The 17,183-nt window shown below is 58.3% G+C and carries 18 protein-coding genes; 9 read left to right on the top strand and 9 right to left on the bottom strand.

Annotated features, from left to right (window positions below; all coding sequences use genetic code 11):
* Window positions 1-100 precede the first annotated feature (100 nt).
* Complete coding sequence (gene ftsH / locus SE16_RS14325; protein ID WP_082374033.1) at window positions 101-1,996, top strand: ATP-dependent zinc metalloprotease FtsH; 1,896 nt, start codon at window positions 101-103, stop codon at window positions 1,994-1,996.
* Between the two features lie 53 nt (window positions 1,997-2,049).
* On the opposite strand, the gene SE16_RS14320 is transcribed toward ftsH, so the two are convergent.
* The 3 genes from SE16_RS14320 to SE16_RS14310 form a co-directional block, all read right to left on the bottom strand.
* Window positions 2,050-2,706: a YdcF family protein gene (locus tag SE16_RS14320; protein WP_054492176.1), complete on the bottom strand. Its 657-nt coding sequence runs from the start codon at window positions 2,704-2,706 to the stop codon at window positions 2,050-2,052.
* Between the two features lie 85 nt (window positions 2,707-2,791).
* A complete protein-coding gene (locus SE16_RS14315; protein WP_060687767.1) occupies window positions 2,792-3,730 on the bottom strand; it encodes a homoserine kinase in 939 nt (312 codons plus the stop codon).
* 139 nt (window positions 3,731-3,869) lie between these two features.
* The gene (locus SE16_RS14310) at window positions 3,870-5,267 is read right to left on the bottom strand and encodes a class II fumarate hydratase (protein ID WP_054492178.1); all 1,398 of its coding nucleotides are present in this window, start codon (window positions 5,265-5,267) and stop codon (window positions 3,870-3,872) included.
* Between SE16_RS14310 and SE16_RS16085 the strand changes: the two genes are divergently transcribed.
* From SE16_RS16085 to SE16_RS14295, 4 genes are all read left to right on the top strand, one after another.
* Window positions 5,266-5,472 carry a hypothetical protein gene (locus tag SE16_RS16085; protein ID WP_161804558.1) on the top strand — a complete coding sequence of 69 codons (207 nt, stop codon included), beginning with the start codon at window positions 5,266-5,268 and terminating at the stop codon, window positions 5,470-5,472. The genes SE16_RS14310 and SE16_RS16085 overlap by 2 nt on opposite strands.
* Entirely contained in the window at window positions 5,465-5,932 is a 468-nt protein-coding gene (locus SE16_RS14305) for a PaaI family thioesterase (RefSeq protein WP_054492179.1), read from the top strand. The genes SE16_RS16085 and SE16_RS14305 overlap by 8 nt, the downstream gene beginning before the upstream one ends.
* Before the next feature lie 361 nt (window positions 5,933-6,293).
* Complete coding sequence (locus SE16_RS14300; RefSeq protein ID WP_054492181.1) at window positions 6,294-7,016, top strand: SPFH domain-containing protein; 723 nt, start codon at window positions 6,294-6,296, stop codon at window positions 7,014-7,016.
* A 39-nt stretch (window positions 7,017-7,055) separates the two neighbouring features.
* Window positions 7,056-7,250, top strand: coding sequence for a hypothetical protein (locus tag SE16_RS14295; RefSeq protein WP_054492183.1), 195 nt, complete (start codon window positions 7,056-7,058; stop codon window positions 7,248-7,250).
* Between the two features lie 67 nt (window positions 7,251-7,317).
* Here SE16_RS14295 and SE16_RS14290 read toward each other — a convergent pair whose 3' ends face one another.
* The 5 genes from SE16_RS14290 to rho form a co-directional block, all read right to left on the bottom strand.
* Entirely contained in the window at window positions 7,318-7,764 is a 447-nt protein-coding gene (locus SE16_RS14290) for a divergent PAP2 family protein (RefSeq protein WP_054492185.1), read from the bottom strand.
* A 5-nt stretch (window positions 7,765-7,769) separates the two neighbouring features.
* On the bottom strand, window positions 7,770-7,994 hold the full coding sequence (gene xseB / locus SE16_RS14285; RefSeq protein WP_054492188.1) for an exodeoxyribonuclease VII small subunit: 225 nt from the start codon (window positions 7,992-7,994) through the stop codon (window positions 7,770-7,772).
* Window positions 7,969-9,201: an exodeoxyribonuclease VII large subunit gene (gene xseA / locus SE16_RS14280; protein WP_054492189.1), complete on the bottom strand. Its 1,233-nt coding sequence runs from the start codon at window positions 9,199-9,201 to the stop codon at window positions 7,969-7,971. The genes xseB and xseA overlap by 26 nt, the downstream gene beginning before the upstream one ends.
* Before the next feature lie 72 nt (window positions 9,202-9,273).
* Complete coding sequence (locus SE16_RS14275) at window positions 9,274-10,443, bottom strand: peptidoglycan DD-metalloendopeptidase family protein (protein ID WP_054492191.1); 1,170 nt, start codon at window positions 10,441-10,443, stop codon at window positions 9,274-9,276.
* Window positions 10,444-10,590: 147 nt separating this feature from the next.
* Window positions 10,591-11,814: a transcription termination factor Rho gene (gene rho, locus SE16_RS14270; RefSeq protein WP_054492222.1), complete on the bottom strand. Its 1,224-nt coding sequence runs from the start codon at window positions 11,812-11,814 to the stop codon at window positions 10,591-10,593.
* Between the two features lie 724 nt (window positions 11,815-12,538).
* On the opposite strand from rho, the gene SE16_RS14265 reads away from it, so the two are divergent.
* The 4 genes from SE16_RS14265 (at window position 12,539) to rlmB (ending at window position 16,546) form a co-directional block, all read left to right on the top strand.
* The gene (locus tag SE16_RS14265) at window positions 12,539-13,585 is read left to right on the top strand and encodes a PIN/TRAM domain-containing protein (protein ID WP_054492193.1); all 1,047 of its coding nucleotides are present in this window, start codon (window positions 12,539-12,541) and stop codon (window positions 13,583-13,585) included.
* A 12-nt stretch (window positions 13,586-13,597) separates the two neighbouring features.
* The gene (locus SE16_RS14260; protein WP_054492195.1) at window positions 13,598-14,290 is read left to right on the top strand and encodes a cytidylate kinase-like family protein; all 693 of its coding nucleotides are present in this window, start codon (window positions 13,598-13,600) and stop codon (window positions 14,288-14,290) included.
* 3 nt (window positions 14,291-14,293) lie between these two features.
* Window positions 14,294-15,721 carry a cysteine--tRNA ligase gene (gene cysS, locus SE16_RS14255; RefSeq protein ID WP_054492197.1) on the top strand — a complete coding sequence of 476 codons (1,428 nt, stop codon included), beginning with the start codon at window positions 14,294-14,296 and terminating at the stop codon, window positions 15,719-15,721.
* A gap of 84 nt (window positions 15,722-15,805) precedes the next feature.
* A complete protein-coding gene (gene rlmB, locus SE16_RS14250) occupies window positions 15,806-16,546 on the top strand; it encodes a 23S rRNA (guanosine(2251)-2'-O)-methyltransferase RlmB (RefSeq protein ID WP_054492198.1) in 741 nt (246 codons plus the stop codon).
* Between the two features lie 37 nt (window positions 16,547-16,583).
* Here rlmB and SE16_RS14245 read toward each other — a convergent pair whose 3' ends face one another.
* Window positions 16,584-17,174 carry a sulfite oxidase-like oxidoreductase gene (locus SE16_RS14245; RefSeq protein ID WP_054492200.1) on the bottom strand — a complete coding sequence of 197 codons (591 nt, stop codon included), beginning with the start codon at window positions 17,172-17,174 and terminating at the stop codon, window positions 16,584-16,586.
* Between the last annotated feature and the right edge of the window lie 9 nt (window positions 17,175-17,183).

Genomic DNA, 17,183 nt, shown 5'->3' with positions numbered 1-17,183 from the left:
GCGCGGGGCGGCGTTGGAAAGTTCCCTTTGTGTCCAAAGGGGGGCGTGCTATACTTCTTTTCCAAGAAAACTGACCAAGTCGAAGGTTGTGCGAGGGAGTATGAATTCCAAGTTTTTACGGAGCGGATTGTTCTGGTTGCTCATCATCGTGATAGGTATTGCCGTCTTCATGAACTTTGGGACGGCGCGTTCCACGCAGTCGCCCGACAGTATCCAGCAGTTGGCGCTGGAAATCAAGGCGGGGCGCATCCGCGATATTACGGTGCGCGGCGATACCATTACGGCTGAACGGTATGACGGTACGCGCTTGATCACGCGCAAGGGAAGCAATGTGACGGCGGTTGAGGCGCTGAAAAACCTTGGTGTGACTGAGGAAGAGTTGCAATCGCTGGAAGCCTTCATTGTTCAAGATGATTCCCAGTTGCGCGGTTTGGGGTTCTTGCTGAGCAGTGCCCTGCCGTTGTTGCTTTTTGGTGGCTTGTTGATTTTCATGCTGCGCCAGGCACAGGGCTCGAACAATCAGGCGATGTCCTTTGGCAAAAGCCGTGCGCGCATGTTCACGGGCGACAAGCCGACGGTGACGTTCAATGATGTTGCCGGGGCGGACGAAGCCAAGGAAGAGTTGAAAGAGGTTGTGGAGTTCTTGCGTGAGCCGTCCAAGTTTGCTGCGTTGGGGGCGCGTATTCCCAAAGGTGTGCTGATGGTCGGGCCGCCGGGGACCGGCAAGACGTTGATGGCGCGCGCCGTCGCTGGCGAGGCCGGTGTGCCTTTCTTCAGCATCTCCGGGAGTGAGTTCGTGGAAATGTTCGTGGGCGTTGGCGCAAGCCGCGTGCGTGACCTGTTTGAGCAGGCGAAGCGCAACAGCCCCTGCATCATTTTCATTGACGAGATTGACGCGGTTGGCCGCCAGCGTGGCGCCGGCTTGGGCGGAAGCCATGATGAGCGTGAGCAGACGCTCAACCAGATTCTGGTGGAGATGGACGGCTTCGACACCGACACCAATGTGATTGTGATTGCCGCCACCAACCGCCCCGACATTCTCGACCCGGCGTTGTTGCGCCCCGGTCGTTTCGACCGCCGCGTTGTGCTGGACCGCCCCGATGTGCGCGGTCGCCGTGCCATTCTGGGCGTGCATGTGCGCGGGAAGCCCCTGGCGTCTGATGTGGATTTGGACGCTATCGCGCGCGGGACGCCGGGCTTCACAGGGGCGGATTTGGAGAACCTGGTGAACGAAGCGGCGATTTTGGCGGCGCGGCGCAAGAAACGTGTGATTGGCATGGCGGAGTTCAACGAGGCGATTGAGCGCGTCGTCATGGGACCGGAGCGCCGCAGCCGCTTGCTGAGTGAGGAAGAGCGCCGCCTGACGGCGTATCACGAAGCGGGACATGCGGTTGTGATGTACCACATGCCGCACGCCGACCAGGTGCACAAGATTACGATTATTCCACGTGGGCGTGCAGGCGGGTATACGTGGTACATGCCCGAAGAAGAGCGCACGTTGTACAGTTATTCGCAATTTTTGGACCGCATGGCGAGTATGTTGGGGGGGCGTGCCGCTGAGGAAATCGTGTTTGGCGATGTCTCGACGGGCGCGAGCAACGACCTCAAACAGGTGACGGAGCTGGCGCGCGCGATGGTCACACGCTACGGCATGAGCGAGCGTTTGGGACCGTTGCAGTATGGCGAACGCGAAGAGATGGTCTTTTTGGGGCGTGAGATTACCGAGCATCGCAATTACAGCGAAAAAGTGGCGCGCGAAATTGACGCCGAGGTGAAGCGGCTGGTGACCGAAGCCTACGAGCGGGCGTTGCAGGTGTTGCGCGAACACCGCGACCAATTGGAAGCGGTGGCGCAGCGTTTGCTGGAAGTGGAAACGCTGGAACGCGAAGAGTTTGAAGAGTTGATGGTGCGCACCAGCATGACCGACCTGGCGTTGGACGAAGAAGAAGCGCCGCAGGGTTCAGATGAAGAGGCGCAAGAGGACGCTGAAGCGTAGCGAGAGAGGCTGAGGGCGAAAAGGCGCGGCTTTTGCCGCGCCTTTTGTGTTCCTCATTGGTGAGAAAAATCGGCGGAAGGTGCTTTTGGCGACCACGTGGTGAGCGAAAGCAAGAGTTGTTGCATTTCGTGGTGTGTAATGCCCAGGGCTTCGCGCACAACGTAGGCAAACTCCACAAGCGGCTGGTCGGAGATGGGAGAGGTGCGTGTGGGGGAGCCCACCGCTTCGAGCCCAAGGTGGCGCGCCATGAGTTTGAGCCGCAGGACGTGGAAGGGGTCGCTGACGAGCACAATCCGGCGTATCTGGTGGGCGTTTGCCAGGCGTTGGACTTCGACCATGCTTTCCCAACTGGTTTCTCCGCGCTCTTCGGTCAGGATTGCGCTTTCGGGGATACCCTGTTCGATGAGATAGACTTTGCCAACACCGGCTTCCGTGTAGAGCGGGTCGGGACCATGCCCGCCCGTGGTGATGATGATGGGCGCAATACCGCGATGGTAGAGGTCGGCGGCGTGGTCGAGGCGGGCGCTCAATACCGGGGACGGTTTGCCGTTATACTGCGCTGTGCCGAGGACGACAATCGCATCGGCGGGGCGCAATTCGTCATGGCGGGCTTGCAGATAGATGAGCACAATGAGCAGAAGAAAATAGAGCGTGACTGTCATACCCAGGATGGCAAACACGTTCCAAATGCGGCGAATGAGTGTGCGCATACCTCTCTCTCAGAAGGCTCGGATTGGTCTGGCGGGCATCATACCCGAAGGAGAGGCGGGCATCAAATTCATGGTGAACTCCGCCTTATGGGCGTTCGACCACACAGGCGCCTTCGTTGCAGCCGTTTGTAACCAGCGCCCGGCTGGAAATGCCATGTTCGGCAAATGCGGCTTGCATGGCGGCGGCAATGGTGGCTCCCTGCTGAATCGTATCGGTGAAGGCAAACAGCGTTGGTCCCGCGCCGCTGATGGAGCACCCAAACGCGCCCGCCGCGAGCGCCGCGGCTTTGACGGCGCCAAAGCCCGGTATGAGGTGGGCGCGCGATGGTTCGACAATCACGTCGTTGACGGCGCGTCCCACAAGCGTGGCGTCGCCGCGGCAGAGGCCGGCGATGAGCGCCGCAAGGTTGCCGCTGTTGACGATGTGTTGCGCCAGTGAAATGGTTTGCGGCACAACGGTGCGGGCTTCCGCGGTTGGGAGTTCGTAGTCGGGGGTGACGAGGACGATGACCAGCGAGTCCGGGAGCGGCAGCGTCACCACGTCAAGCGGTTCATAGGTGCGCACAATGAACGCGCCTCCAAACAGCGCGGGACCGACGTTGTCGGCATGCCAGCCGCTCACAGCGGCTTCGGCTTCCAGGCACGCCAGCAACACCTCATGGCGCGAGAGGGGTTCGCCCAACAGCAGGTTGGTTGCCCAGGCAGCGGCTGCGGCGCTGGCTGCGCTGGACCCAAGACCACTGCCAAGCGGCAGCCCTTTGCGAATGGTGAGCGCCACGCCGGTCGCCTCACGCTGCGCCAGGCGGAGCACGGCTTGGGCGGCGACGCCGGCGGTGTTGCGGTGCGCGTCGCGCGGCAAGCGGCCGTTGTCGCCTTCGATGGCTTCGATGACCACACCCGGTGTTGTGCGGCGTGTGGCCGTGACGGTATCGCCGAGCCCCTGCACGGCAATGCCCAGCACGTCAAAACCAGGTCCCACATTGGCGATTGTGGCGGGGGCAAAGACTGTCACGCGCTCAGGCATGGCGCACTCCTTCAACTTCTTTTCACTTGACATAACGATGATTTGGTGGACGGGTTATGGCTTGTTTCGGCGGCGCCGACAAACAAAAAACGGGGACGTTGAGAACACGCCCCCGCTTCGTTGCTTCACGGCGTTCGGCTTACTTGTGAATGCCACCTTCGGTCAGTTTACGCGGGTCGAGGATTTCTTCAAGTTGCTCGGGCGTCAGGTCGGTCATTTCGAGCGCCACTTCCTTCAAACTGCGCCCTTCGGCGTAGGCTTTCTTGGCAATCTTGGCGGCGAGGTCGTAGCCGATGACGGGGTTGAGCGCCGTCACCAGAATGGGGTTGCGGTCAACCAGGCTGGTGATACGCTCACGGTTGACGGTGAAGCCCGCCACGGCTTTGTCGGCGAGCACGCGCGCCGCGTTGCCCAGGATGGTGATGGATTGCAACAGGTTGTGCGCGATGACCGGCAGCATAACGTTCAACTGGAAGTTGCCGCGCTCATTGCCGATGGCGATTGTGATGTCGTTGCCGATGACTTGCGCGGCGACCATCATCATCGCTTCGGGAATCACGGGGTTGATTTTGCCCGGCATGATGCTGGAACCCGGTTGCAAGGCGGGCAGGGTGATTTCCGCCAGGCCGGCGATGGGGCCGCTGTTCATCCAGCGCAGGTCGTTGGCGATTTTCATGAGCGCCGTGGCGGCGGTTTTGAGATGGCTGCTGAGTTCAGTAGCGGTGTCCATGGCTGATTGGGCGGCGAAGTGGTTGTCGGTTTCGACGAAGGGCAAACCGGTCATTTCGGCGAGTTTTGCCGCCACACGCGCCCCAAATTCGGGGTGGGCGTTGATGCCGGTGCCGACGGCGGTACCGCCGATGGCGAGTTTGGCGAGGCGCGGCAGGCATTGTTCGATGCGCTCGATGGATTGCTGAACTTGGTACGCCCAGCCGCCGATTTCCTGGCTCATGCGCACCGGCATGGCGTCCATGAGGTGGGTGCGCCCCGTTTTGACCACGTCGTCGAGTTCAGCCGCCCGTTTTTCGAGCGTGCTTTGCAAGTGGCGCAAACCAGGAAGCAAGATTTCATGCACTTCGAGGTAGGCGCTGACATGGATGGCGGTGGGAATAACGTCGTTGGACGATTGCCCCATGTTCACGTGGTCGTTGGGGTGCACGTATTTGCTGCCCATCTCGTGCCCCAGAATTTGCGTGGCACGATTGGCGATGACTTCGTTGGCGTTCATGTTGGTGGATGTACCAGACCCCGTTTGGAAGATGTCAATGGGGAAGTGTTCATCCCAGCGCCCTTCGGCAACTTCCTGGGCGGCTTGTTGGATGGCTTTGGCGCGTTCTTCATCTAGCAAGCCGAGGTCGTAGTTGACGGCGGCGGCAGCGCCTTTGATAAGACCGAGGGCGCGAATGAAGACACGCGGGAAGCGGATGCCGCTAATCGGGAAGTTTTCAACAGCGCGTTGCGTTTGCGCCCCGTAGAGGGCGTTGGCTGGAACACGAACTTCACCAAGCGAATCGCGTTCAATGCGATATTCCGTCATGGCTTTTCGCTCCTTTGCTCTTCTTTTGGAAATTGGGATGGTACAACAAAGCCCTCTGCCGAGTATATGCGCTGCACATGCTTTGACAATTGGTGAAAGGCAGTACAACCATGTGCCAGATGTCAGGTTTGGTGTTCCGCTGAATGTGTGGTATCAGGTGCCGCCTGATGAAGCGACCAACAACAAGGAGGCGATTCATGCGTGAAGAGGTGTTGGCGTTTATTCAACAGGTGAATGTCGAGACTATCACGCCGGAAGAGTGGTTGGCGGCGATGAACAAGACGCGCGAATTTACAGCCATTGGTCCGCTGGGGGCGACCTTTGAGGCGGTGAGCGACGACGAGATTGTCATGCAAATGCCGATTACGGACAATGCGCGCCAGCCGGTGGGGTTGTTGCATGGCGGCGTGAGTTTGTTGCTGGCGGAGACAGCCGCGAGCGCACACGCCTTTTGGCGCACGGATTTGCGCGAGCGCGTGCCTGTGGGCATTGAGATCAACGGCTCGCATTTGCGTTCGGCGAGTGAGGGAACGGTGCGTGTAGTGGGGCGGGTGTTGCGGCGTTCGCGTTCGTTTATTGTGCATGAAGTGGAGATTTGGCATGTTGAAAGTGAAAAGTTGCTCTCGGTCTGCCGCGTGACGAATTATTACAAGCCGGCAACGTGAAATGCCTTTTGAGGAGGGCGCGTCCAATCATCAGCCACCCATGCGGGTGGCTTTTTGATTGCCCGAAGCAGAAAGAGCGCGGGATGTGCCGGAAAACCGGCAGGGCCTGACCTTTAAGGTCTTCCTGGCAGGGAAATTTCAAAAAAAGCAACTTATTTAAGCCAAAGGGGCTTGATTTTGCACGGAAAATGTGGTATACAAAATGCAACAAAAATTTTACTTAGTAACAACAATGTTAGCAAGAAAGGAGATGGAGTATGCGCAACGTCGTGTTCAACGTCATGCGTGTTCGCACTCTTGGGAACGTCCTCGACCACTTGGCTTCGTTTGTCGAATTGTGTTGGAACGAAGGGAGGAGGTTATGTTATTCATCTTTGCCACCGCCATGTTGTTGCTGGTGGGGATGATCATCTTCGCTATTTTGAAGGCGCGTATCTATCGCCCACCGCAAGGATTCCATGCCGTGATTACCCGTTTTGGGTATATTCGGCGCTTTGTGTACGATGGACACTTCACGATACTGCAGCCGGGTGAGAAAATTGAGCGGTTGGTGAAAAACGCCTATCGCCCGGTGCGCTTCGATGTCAGGTTGTTTGATCGCCTCTACATTCCCATCACGTTGAGCCTGCGTGTGACGTATCGCCTCAATCTCGAACGTCTTACCCCCAATTTGTTGCGCTTGCCCTTCGACGCGCAAAACGCACTCTTCACCGAGTACGCCCGTGATGCTGTGATTCTGGCGGCGACGGAGTTGACGATACACGACTGGTACACCAAAGAAGGGGTGATGCGCTTCAAGCAGCGTATCACGCAGATTTTGCAAGCCACAACAGCGCCATTCGGGTTTGAAGTGGGCGACAACGCGGTGTTGATTCTGGACTATCGCTTGGATGAGGCAGTGGTGGGGGCGTCTGTGCGTCGCTTGGTGGCGCCGTGGCAGGCGGATGCCCTGCGTCAGCAAGTGCAGTCATTGATTGAAGTGGTACCTCATGGGCAAGAATCGTCGCCGGTGTGGACAACCGCCATGCTGCTGCTTTCGGCGCTTGAGCAGGGTATCGTGCCGGGGCATGAGCGGCATTCGTGAAGGCGCGTGCGGAAGCCGGCGTGAGAAAGGGGGTGGACGATGAATGGTGTCCATATTCTGTTGCTCTTGTTCGTGGTGGTGTACATCGTGCTGGCGATGGTGAATGTGGTGGCGTGGCGCGTGGTGCTGGTGCATGCGCGGCATATCATTGACATGGTGGCGATTTGGGTGGCGTTCTTGTCGGCGGCGTTGCTCACATTGTTCCTGGTTTTGATGTTGATGCTGTTCTGGTAGCCCCCCCCATGGCGTCGTGCACGTGCGCCGCTTGCCCCCTCTCCGGCGGCGTGCACGACGCCAATTGTTAGCGCAGCCAAAGCCAATACACCCATGCGCTGGCAATACCCACAATCGCGCCGACCAGCACCTGAAGCGGCGTGTGCCCCAACAGTTCACGCAATTGCGCCTGGCTGAGCGGATGCCCCTCAAACAGTTCGGCGAGAATCTGGTTGAGAATGCGGGCGTGAAGCCCAGCCGCACGGCGGATGCCGGCGGCGTCGTACATGACGATGCCGGCAAACACAACGGTAATGGCGAAACGGGTATCAGCGAGCCCGTGTTGCAAGGCGACACTCGTCGCCAGGCCGGCGACGATGGCGCTGTGTGTGCTGGGCATGCCCCCCGTACTCCACGCCACGCCCAAATCCCAACGCCCGGCAATGGCGCGGTGGGTGAACACTTTGAGAATTTGCGCCATCAGCCAACCAAAAAGGGCGGCTAGCAACACATCGTTTTGCAAGAGTGCTCGCATGGAGGCTATTCACCTTCTTCCAAAGATGAAAGTGTTTCATTTTGTGGGTCGAGTGTGCGAATGCGCAGTTCGGCTTCTTGCAAGAATTTCTCGCAAAGGTGAGCCAGTTGAACGCCTTTTTCGTACAAGGCCACTGTTTCGTCAAGTGTGGGCGTGCCGGCTTCGAGCAGTGCCAGCACTTCTTGAAGCGCGGCAAAGGCTTCTTCAAAGGTGCGCGGCGTCTCCGTCATGGTCTGTTTCCTCCTTCGGCGGGATGATCGCGTGAATGGTGCCATCAGCGACGTGAATTTGCAACTGGTCGCCTGGCAGAACATCGTGAATGGAATGCACAAAGCGCCCGGTGCGTTCATTGCGCACCATGGCGTAGCCCCGTTGTAAGACCGCGTGCGGGTCAAGTGCGCGCAATTGGGCGTGTGCGCTCTGTAATTGCATGTGCAGAAGGTGCAAGCGATTTTGCGTCAGGTCGGCGAGGCGGCGGCGGTGGGCGGCGACCTCGTTATGCAGGCGTTGAACATGATGTTCAGGTGTGAGGCTGTCCAGACGTTGCCATGCGTGCTCAACATCCCGTTGCCAGTGGGTGAGGCGTTGCCTGACAAGCGTTGTGAGCGCTTGCCGTATGCGTTGCACATCCGCCAGCACGTCCTCGGAGTTGGGCGTCGCCATCTCAGCGGCGGCGGATGGGGTGGGCGCGCGACAGTCGGCGGCGAAATCCACAAGGGTGAAGTCGGTTTCGTGCCCGACGCCGGTAATCAGCGGGACAGGGCTTTCAGCGACGGTACGCACCACGCGCTCATCATTGAACGCCCAGAGTTCTTCGATGGAACCACCGCCACGTGCGAGGAGAATCACATCCACATCCTCACGGTAGAGGCGACGTAAGGCTTCTACGATTTGTGGCGGCGCTTCGTCCCCCTGCACGAGCGTGGGGCTGATGATGATTTCAGCAAGTGGGTAGCGGCGGCGCAAGACGTTCAAAATATCGCGCAGGGCGGCGGCTTGCAACGAAGTCACCACACCGATACGGCGCGGATAGCGCGGCAGGGGGCGTTTGCGCGCGGCGTCAAACAGCCCTTCGGCTTCAAGACGGCGTTTGAGCGCGTCGAATTGTGCGTAGAGCGCGCCTTGCCCCACAGGTTGCAACCCTTCGGCGTAAAGTTGATAGAGGCCGCGTGTGGCATAGACCCCAACCCGCCCCCACACAATCACTTCATCGCCATCCATCGGGTCGAAAAGCAAGCGGGCGGCGGCCGTTTTCCACATGACGCATTTCAGTTGGGCGTCAGCGTCTTTGATCGTGAAGTAGCAATGCCCGGATGACGCCCGCGACCAATTTGAGACTTCACCACGTACCAGCACGTTTTGGAGGAACTCGTCTTCGTCGAAAAGCGTGCTGATGTAGGTTGTCAGTTCACTCACCGACCAGGGTGTCCATTGCATAGTCGCCTCCGTATGCAACAAAGAGAAGCCGCCGGGAGAAAGCCGGCGGCTGAGCGTGCAACAAATGGAGCGTTAGGGCAAATAGGCCAAGGGGTTTTGACGCACACCATTGTAGATGATTTCAAAGTGCAGGTGGGGGCCTGTGCTTCGCCCGGTGCTTCCCATACGCCCAATCAGTGCCCCTTTGCTTACCTGCTGCCCTGCTGAAACATTGAAGGCGCTCAGGTGGGCGTAGCGCGTGCGGAAACCGTTACCGTGGTCAATCAGAATCATGTTGCCATACCCCGTGTTGTCCCATCCCACGTAGATGACAACACCTGCGTCTGCTGCATAAATCGGTGTCCCGGTGAGGTTTGCGATATCAAGCGCAACGTGCCCACTCCACGAGTATTGTGTAATCACCCCGGTCGCTGGCCAGATGAAGCGCCCCGTTGCGCCGGTAAAGTTCGACGGCGGGGCGACCATTTGCCCGGTCAAAGCCACCCGTGGACGTGTGAAGGGTTTGACCCCACCCGGCACCATGATTTGTTGCCCGACAACGAGTTGGGAGTCGCGCGTCAGGTGGTTGGGCTCCCAATTGATGATGTCATCAACCGATACTTCATACTTGCGAGCGATGCTTTCAAGTGTATCACCGGCTTTGACGGTATGGAGCACGCCATCAACAGGTGGGATAATGAGTTGTTGCCCAATCCGCAACAGGGCGGGATTTTCTTCCAATTCGGTGTTCGCCCAAACGATGGTTTCCGGTGAAAGCCCGAAACGTTCAGCAATGCTGATGGGCGTATCCCCCGCACGCACGATGTACACCACCGGCTCGGTGCGTTCAATCGCCGGTTTTTCTTCTGGCGAGTTTTCTTCGCGAATAGGCCCCCATGTGAACGAGAAAGCGGGGGGTTCTGTCAGGGTGACGGCTTGGGGAAGCGGGCGATAGCCGAGCGCGGTTGGGCGCTCTTCTTCGGCGAAAATCGTCGGCATGGCAAATGTGGGCACCACCATGCTCCACTGGCTAAAGATGAGGATAAGCGCGATGATGCTCAGGACGGTCGCATGGCTGGTCAGGCGTCCCAGGAGGGGTTCGTCGTGCAATTTTTGACGCCCCCACCGTGCCAGGACGCGGATACGGCGTTCCCACTGCGCCAGGCGGGGAACGGTCAGCAGAGCGTCAACGGCTTCAATAGATGTCTCGTCTGTTGAAGAGCGACGTTTCTCGATTGCGTATTCGTCGGTATGTTCGTCCATAAGTTTCCTGCGTGCTTGCTGAACAAGTCTACATCTATCGGCGCGATATTATAGAGAGAGCGTGGGGCTCGCCAAACAAGCGCTGATGGAAAAACAAAAAGGGCGTCGCCTTTGGACGACGCCCCTGGGTGGTTTTGGGTGATGGCTTTAGATGTCAAGATGCAGGGTTGCCAGGAATTGTTCGTTGCTGCGCGTTTTGCGCATACGGTCAAGCAACGCCTCGACGCCTTCCAGGTTGCCCAAGGTAGAGACCATACGGCGCACCAGCCAGACGCGTTGAAGCGTATCCTGGTCGAGGAGCAATTCTTCGCGGCGGGTGCCCGAACGTTCGATATCAATGGCTGGGAAGATGCGGCGTTCGGCGAGGCGGCGGTTGAGATGGACTTCCATGTTGCCGGTGCCTTTGAATTCTTCGTAAATGACATCGTCCATGCGGCTTCCCGTGTCCACCAGGGCGGTAGCGATAATCGTGAGGCTGCCGCCTTCTTCAATGTTGCGTGCGGCGCCAAAGAAGCGCTTGGGCGGATAGAGCGCCGCCGGATCAATACCACCGGAAAGCGTGCGCCCACTGGGTGGGACGACGAGGTTGTAGGCGCGGGTCAGGCGTGTAATCGAGTCCAGCAGGATGACCACATCGCGGCCGCCTTCTACAAGACGCTTGGCGCGTTCCAACGCCATTTCGGCGACGCGCACATGGTCTTCCACGGGGTCGTCGAAGGTGCTGGCAACCACTTCGGCTTCCACAGAGCGGTCCATATCGGTGACTTCTTCGGGGCGTTCACCGATGAGCACCACCATGAGATGCAGGTCGTTGTAGTTCGCGGCCATGCCGTTGGCGATATCTTTGAGCAGCGTCGTCTTCCCCGCTTTGGGGGGCGAAACAATCAACCCACGTTGCCCACGGCCAATGGGCGCGATAAGGTCAAGCACGCGGGTGGAGAGGATATGCGGCTTGGTTTCGAGTTTGATTTGCTCATTGGGGAAGATTGGCGTCAGCCGGTCGAAGTGAGGGCGGCGCTTGGCGGCTTCGGGGTCTAGCCCGTTGACCGCTTCGACGCGCAGCAGCCCGTAGTACTTCTCTGTCTCTTTGGGCGGGCGGACTTGGCCGGTCACCATGTCGCCGGTGCGCAAGCCAAAACGCCGAATCTGGCTTTGTGAGACATACACATCCTTGGGGCCTGGTTTCATGCGTTCGCTTCGCAAGAAACCGATCCCGTCTGACGTGATTTCGAGAATCCCCCCGCCGAGCATGTAGCCTTTGGCTTCGGCTTTGGCTTGCAGGAGGCGGAAAATCAACTCATCTTTTTTCAGCCGACTGAAACCGCTCAACCCCACTTCACGCGCTAACTCGCGCAATTCGGAGAGCGTCATCTGTTCCAAATCGGCGATGTCAAGCGAGAAGAGCGGCGAGGGCGGTACATCCACATCGAGGTCGCTTGCGTAGGGAGGCCGCGGTTGATATCGGGGGAGTGTCTCTGTCTCGTCCGCTTGCTCTGCAGCCTCATCAAATTCAATGGGTTCAGCATTCTCACTGCTCGGTTGGGCTGACGTTGCCGATTCAGCAGCCGACACATCTGTTTCGGAATCTGTTGCAGGTGTTTGGTCGGTTTCAGCAGAGGTTTGGCTTGCTATTTCCACAGGTTCAGGTTCTTGAGCAGGTGTTTCAGGGGTTTCTACCGTTTCCACGGGAGATTCTGCCGACGCTGTCGCTTCTGTTTCTTCCTGTGTTTTCTTTTTGCGTGGCATTGGTTCAACTCCTTGTTCCCTTTCTTTCCAGACGCATGGCAAGAGATCAAACCATGCCGCAGTATCTTCTGGGAAGATAGGTTCTCATTTTTGATTCTTGAATTGTTTGCAAAGTATCTGGAGACAAAATCCTACCCCGGATTTGGAGATACCGTTAGGCACTCCAACATACTTCTTGTGGAAACATCACGGGGGGGAATTTTTCAATCTCCGAAAGTATAAAAGAATTCTGACAGAACGTCAAACAACGTGGCGATGCCTTTCGCCTTGAGAAGCATTGACCATCTTTCTGCGCTGTGCTACTATGCCGCTATCATCCAGCATTTATCCGCCTTGGAGGACTTTCCCGATGAGTATCGAATTTTACATACGCCTGGTAGGCGCTCTGGTCAGCGCTGTTCTGGGGCTGATTGTTGCGCTCAATCTGTCGCGGATTGGGCAGTCGGAAGATGTGCGGGCGGTGCTTGTCTTCACGTTGGTGGGGTTTGGGCTGGGCTTGCTTGTGACCCCCTATTTCACCACCCGCCCCTTTCGGTGGTTGCGTGCGAAAATCAAACAAGTGCCCGCCTCGTACTTTCTTTATGGCACCATTGGTCTTGTTGTTGGGTTGATCATTGCCGCTTTGCTCTCTTTGCCGCTTTCGCTGTTGCCGCCGCCTTTGGGTAACTTCCTGCCTGTGGTGGTCGCTGTTCTTTTCGGCTACGTGGGCGTGGCGGTGATGATTATGCGCGAGCGCGATTTGGCGGCGACAGTGCGCACCCGCTTTTTGGGCGATCGTGGCAAACGCTACGTTCTGCTCGATACCAGCGTGATTATTGACGGGCGTATTGCTGATATTACGCGCACAGGATTTATTGATGCCACATTGCTTGTGCCGCGGTTCGTGCTCAATGAGTTGCAGCATATCGCCGATTCGCCCGACCCTTTGCGCCGCAAGCGTGGGCGGCGTGGGTTGGAGATGTTGAACAAGATGATGCAAGAATCATCGGTGCCGATTGAAATTACCGATGAGGATGTCCCCGATTTGACCGAAGTGGACAGCAAACTTGTGGCGCTGGCGCAACGGTTGGGGGCGGCTATCATCACCAACGATTACAACCTCAATCGTGTCGCGGCGGTGCAGGGCGTGCGTGTGCTCAATATCAACGAACTTGCCAACGCATTGCGCCCGGTGGTGATTCCCGGTGAGACGATTACCGTCACGCTTATTCAGGAAGGAAAAGAGCCCGGCCAGGGGGTTGGCTATCTCGATGATGGCACGATGGTGGTGGTCGAAAATGGGCGTGACTTCATTGGCCAGACGGTTGATGTGGTCGTCACCCGCATGTTGCAAACGGTGGCCGGACGCATGATTTTTGCCCAAGTTCCCGAACCGCATACACAACCCAATCCCTGAACGTGATGGCGTATGAGCGTGATTACGATTTCGCGCGAATGGGGCAGCCTGGGGAGCCATATCGGGCAGCGCCTGGCGGCCGCGCTGGGGTGGCGGTATGTGGATCGCGAGCGTATCTACCGCGCTGCACGCGCCAGCAATGTGCCCCAGAGTGCACTTGATGAGTTGGCGGCAGATACACGCCGCCCCTTCGTGGAAAAATTGCTTGCCTTGCTCCACCTTGACCCTGCTGTGCCGCCCTCATCCGACCCTGTGGAATCGCCGCCGCCGATTGGCGGTTTGTTTGCGCCACTGATGGCGCCGCTTGCCCCTACCGTCGAAGAATATGTGCGCCTCATTGGCGAGGTCATTCGTGCGATTGCTGATGAAGGGCATGTGGTGATTGTGGGACGAGGCGCGCAAATTGTGCTGGCGGGGCGTGATGATGCGTTTCATGTGCGTGTCACTGCACCGTTTCCGCTGCGTGTCGAGCGGGTGCGCAAGCAGTTGGGGCAGCCGCGGGCTGTGGTTGCCAAGCAAGTGCGCGCCAGCGATGAAGCACGCGCCGAATATCTGCGCCGGTTTTATCATGCCGATTGGCAAGACCCTTTGTTGTATGATATGGTGCTCAATACAGAATCGATTACAATAGCCACCGCCGTGCGCCTCATTGCGCTCGGCTGGCATGAGACTGTCAACAAACAATCGCGCCAAACGCAGGGATGACCCATGACTGAATCCAAACCGCAACTCGTTGTGTATAACACCCTTACTCGTGAAAAAGAACCTTTTGAGCCTTTTGAACCGCCCTATGTGCGCATGTATGTCTGTGGTCCCACGGTGTATGATAGCGCGCATATCGGGCATGGCATGAGTTATATCGTCTTCGACATGATTCGCCGCTACCTGGAATATCGCGGTTATCGTGTGCGCCACGTGCAGAACTTCACCGATGTGGAAGATAAAATCATCAAGCGCTCCGCCGAACTCGGCATTTCATGGCAGGAACTGACCAACCGCTACATTGAGGAATTCCTGCAACAAATGGATGCGCTCAATGTAAAGCGGGCGCATGTCTATCCCTACGCCAGCCGCGAGATTGCCGAGATTATCGAACTCATCGAAGGGCTGATCGAGAAAGGTTACGCCTACGTCGTGGATGGCGATGTCTATTTCCGTGTCGCCAAAGATGACGATTACGGCAAGTTGAGCGGTCGCCGCCTGGAAGATTTGAAGGCGGGCGCACGTGTGGAAGTGGACGAACGCAAGGAAAACCCGCTCGACTTTGCCTTGTGGAAAGCCGCTAAGCCGGGCGAGCCGTCTTGGGAAAGCCCGTGGGGACCGGGGCGTCCCGGATGGCACATTGAATGCTCGGCGATGAGCCTGCACTACCTGGGTGAGCAAATTGATATTCACGGTGGCGGGGCAGACCTTATTTTCCCCCACCATGAAAACGAAATCGCGCAAAGTGAATGCTACACGGGGAAAACGCCCTTCGTGAAGTATTGGTTGCACAACGGCTTGTTGCAGTTGGGCGGCGAGAAGATGAGCAAGAGCCTGGGCAACCTGATTACCTTGAATGAAATTTTGGAGCGCTATGACCCGAATGCGTTCCGCCTGTTTGTGTTGTCCAGCCACTACCGCCGCCCTGTGACCTATACCGATGAAAGTTTTGCCGCGGCACAGCGTGGGCTGGAACGCTTCTACGCCGCGTTGGAACACCCGCCCGCCAACACGTTGCCGGGCGCGAACGATGCCGCCCTGGCGGCGAAAGCCCGCGAAACCCATGCCGCGTTTGACGCCGCAATGAGCGATGACTTCAACACGGCGCAGGCGCTGGGGGCGCTGTTCGACCTTGCGCGCGCCATCAACGCCGCCCGCGACGCCCGCGAGATTGGCCCCGGCTTTACCGAAGCCCAGGCGACATTGCGCGAATTGCTGGAAGTGCTGGGCTTCCGCCTGACGGAGGAAACGCGGCGTGGCGGTGCGGCGGCAACTGACGTTGCGCCGCTGGTGGAACTGCTGATTGAGGTGCGCAGTGAATTGCGCAAGAAGCGCGAATGGGCGCTCGCCGACCTGATTCGCGACCGCTTGGCGGAGCAAGGCATTGCGCTGGAAGATACGCCCGAAGGGACGAAGTGGCGCGCCAAGTCGTAAAAGGGTGTGCAAGCCATTGAAAAGCCCCCAACATGGGGGCTTTCTTTACGTCAGCGTCATCTTTTGTAAACAGGAGTCACTATCATGAGCGACATTGTCTATGGTCGCCACCCTGTGCGCGAATTGTTGCGCAGTGAGGCGGAAGTAGAGACGTTGTGGGTGCTCGACACGCCTAAAACACGCACCCACTTGCGCGACCTGCTTGCGCTGGCTGAACAGCGCGGTATTCCCGTGCGTTTCGTGCCGCGTCAGCGGCTTGATAAACTCGCGCAGGGGAACCATCAGGGCGTGGTGGCGCGTGTAGCGCCGTTTCGCTACGCCACGGTGGAAGACATTCTGGCGCGCGCCGCTGAACGCCATGAGCCGCCGTTTGTCGTGCTGCTCGACCATTTGGAAGATGTGCACAACGTCGGCGCCATCATTCGCACAGCCGAAGCCGCCGGCGTTCACGGCATTCTGCTGCCCGAACGGCGCGCCGCCGGTATCACGTCCACGGTGTACAAAACGTCAGCTGGCGCAGTCCAGTACTTGCCTATCGCTCGTGTGGGGAACCTGTACGATGCGATGCAAGCGCTCAAAGAAGCAGGGCTCTGGTGGGTTGGGCTTGATATGGACGCGCCGCAAACGCACACCGAAGCGGTCTTGACGGGACCGCTTGGGGTGGTGATTGGCGCAGAAGGGCGTGGGCTGAGCCGCCGTGTGCGCGAGGCGTGCGATTTTCTGGTGCGTATTCCCATGCGGGGGCGTATTCAATCGCTCAATGCGAGTGTGGCGGCGGGGATTGTCATCTACGAGGTGGTGCGCCAGCGGCTGGCGGCAACATAACATAAAGAGGCGCGGAAGATACCCGCGCCTCTCGTTGTCAGCCAAAGCGCTCTTCTTTCCACGGGTCGCCGTGGTTGTGATACCCATAGCGCTCCCAGAACCCGGGACGGTCGCCGGCCATAAATTCGATGCCCCGCACCCATTTAGCGCTTTTCCAGAAGTAGAGATGGGGCACAACCAGTCGGAGCGGCCAGCCGTGTTCCGGCGTCAATGGTTGCCCATCGTGGCTGTGCGCCAGCAGAACATCTTCGCGCAGGAATTCATCCAGCGGCATGTTGGTGGTATAGCCGCCATAAGCATGCACCATCACATGCGTAGCGGTGGGCTTCAAACGCACCAGTCTCATCAAATCGGGAATGGCGACCCCCGTCCAGGTGTTGTCCAAGCGGCTCCACCCCGTCACGCAATGAATGTCGTTGGTGCGCGTGGTTTGGGGAAGCGCCATGAACTCATCCCATGTGAGTTCAACCTCTTCTTCCACTTCACCAAACAGCCGTAAACGCCACGTCTCCAGGTCAATGTGGGGGATGGCGCCGTAATGGAGTACTGGCCATTTTTGCGTGAGATGTTGTCCAGGGGGCAGCCGCTCGCGCCAATCGTCGGGCAGTTTCTTGAATCGCTCGAACATACGCCCTCC

The sequence above is a fragment of the Ardenticatena maritima genome (assembly GCF_001306175.1).
In the GTDB taxonomy this organism is placed as follows: Bacteria; Chloroflexota; Anaerolineae; order Ardenticatenales; family Ardenticatenaceae; genus Ardenticatena; species Ardenticatena maritima.
This window is presented reverse-complemented; position numbering and strand designations above follow the sequence as displayed.

What these genes read in the sequence shown, in the direction of transcription:
- ftsH (WP_082374033.1), top strand. Translation starts at nt 101, where the DNA reads ATGAATTCCAAGTTTTTACGGAGCGGATTGTTCTGGTTGCTCATCATC.
- SE16_RS14305 (WP_054492179.1), top strand. Translation starts at nt 5,465, where the DNA reads ATGCGTGAAGAGGTGTTGGCGTTTATTCAACAGGTGAATGTCGAGACT.
- xseA (WP_054492189.1), bottom strand. Translation starts at nt 9,201, where the DNA reads ATGCAATGGACACCCTGGTCGGTGAGTGAACTGACAACCTACATCAGC.
- SE16_RS14290 (WP_054492185.1), bottom strand. Translation starts at nt 7,764, where the DNA reads ATGCGAGCACTCTTGCAAAACGATGTGTTGCTAGCCGCCCTTTTTGGT.
- SE16_RS16085 (WP_161804558.1), top strand. Translation starts at nt 5,266, where the DNA reads ATGGCTTTTCGCTCCTTTGCTCTTCTTTTGGAAATTGGGATGGTACAA.
- SE16_RS14320 (WP_054492176.1), bottom strand. Translation starts at nt 2,706, where the DNA reads ATGCGCACACTCATTCGCCGCATTTGGAACGTGTTTGCCATCCTGGGT.
- SE16_RS14265 (WP_054492193.1), top strand. Translation starts at nt 12,539, where the DNA reads ATGAGTATCGAATTTTACATACGCCTGGTAGGCGCTCTGGTCAGCGCT.
- SE16_RS14245 (WP_054492200.1), bottom strand. Translation starts at nt 17,174, where the DNA reads ATGTTCGAGCGATTCAAGAAACTGCCCGACGATTGGCGCGAGCGGCTG.
- SE16_RS14300 (WP_054492181.1), top strand. Translation starts at nt 6,294, where the DNA reads ATGTTATTCATCTTTGCCACCGCCATGTTGTTGCTGGTGGGGATGATC.
- rho (WP_054492222.1), bottom strand. Translation starts at nt 11,814, where the DNA reads ATGACGCTCTCCGAATTGCGCGAGTTAGCGCGTGAAGTGGGGTTGAGC.
- SE16_RS14295 (WP_054492183.1), top strand. Translation starts at nt 7,056, where the DNA reads ATGAATGGTGTCCATATTCTGTTGCTCTTGTTCGTGGTGGTGTACATC.
- rlmB (WP_054492198.1), top strand. Translation starts at nt 15,806, where the DNA reads ATGAGCGACATTGTCTATGGTCGCCACCCTGTGCGCGAATTGTTGCGC.
- SE16_RS14275 (WP_054492191.1), bottom strand. Translation starts at nt 10,443, where the DNA reads ATGGACGAACATACCGACGAATACGCAATCGAGAAACGTCGCTCTTCA.
- SE16_RS14310 (WP_054492178.1), bottom strand. Translation starts at nt 5,267, where the DNA reads ATGACGGAATATCGCATTGAACGCGATTCGCTTGGTGAAGTTCGTGTT.
- xseB (WP_054492188.1), bottom strand. Translation starts at nt 7,994, where the DNA reads ATGACGGAGACGCCGCGCACCTTTGAAGAAGCCTTTGCCGCGCTTCAA.
- SE16_RS14315 (WP_060687767.1), bottom strand. Translation starts at nt 3,730, where the DNA reads ATGCCTGAGCGCGTGACAGTCTTTGCCCCCGCCACAATCGCCAATGTG.
- cysS (WP_054492197.1), top strand. Translation starts at nt 14,294, where the DNA reads ATGACTGAATCCAAACCGCAACTCGTTGTGTATAACACCCTTACTCGT.
- SE16_RS14260 (WP_054492195.1), top strand. Translation starts at nt 13,598, where the DNA reads ATGAGCGTGATTACGATTTCGCGCGAATGGGGCAGCCTGGGGAGCCAT.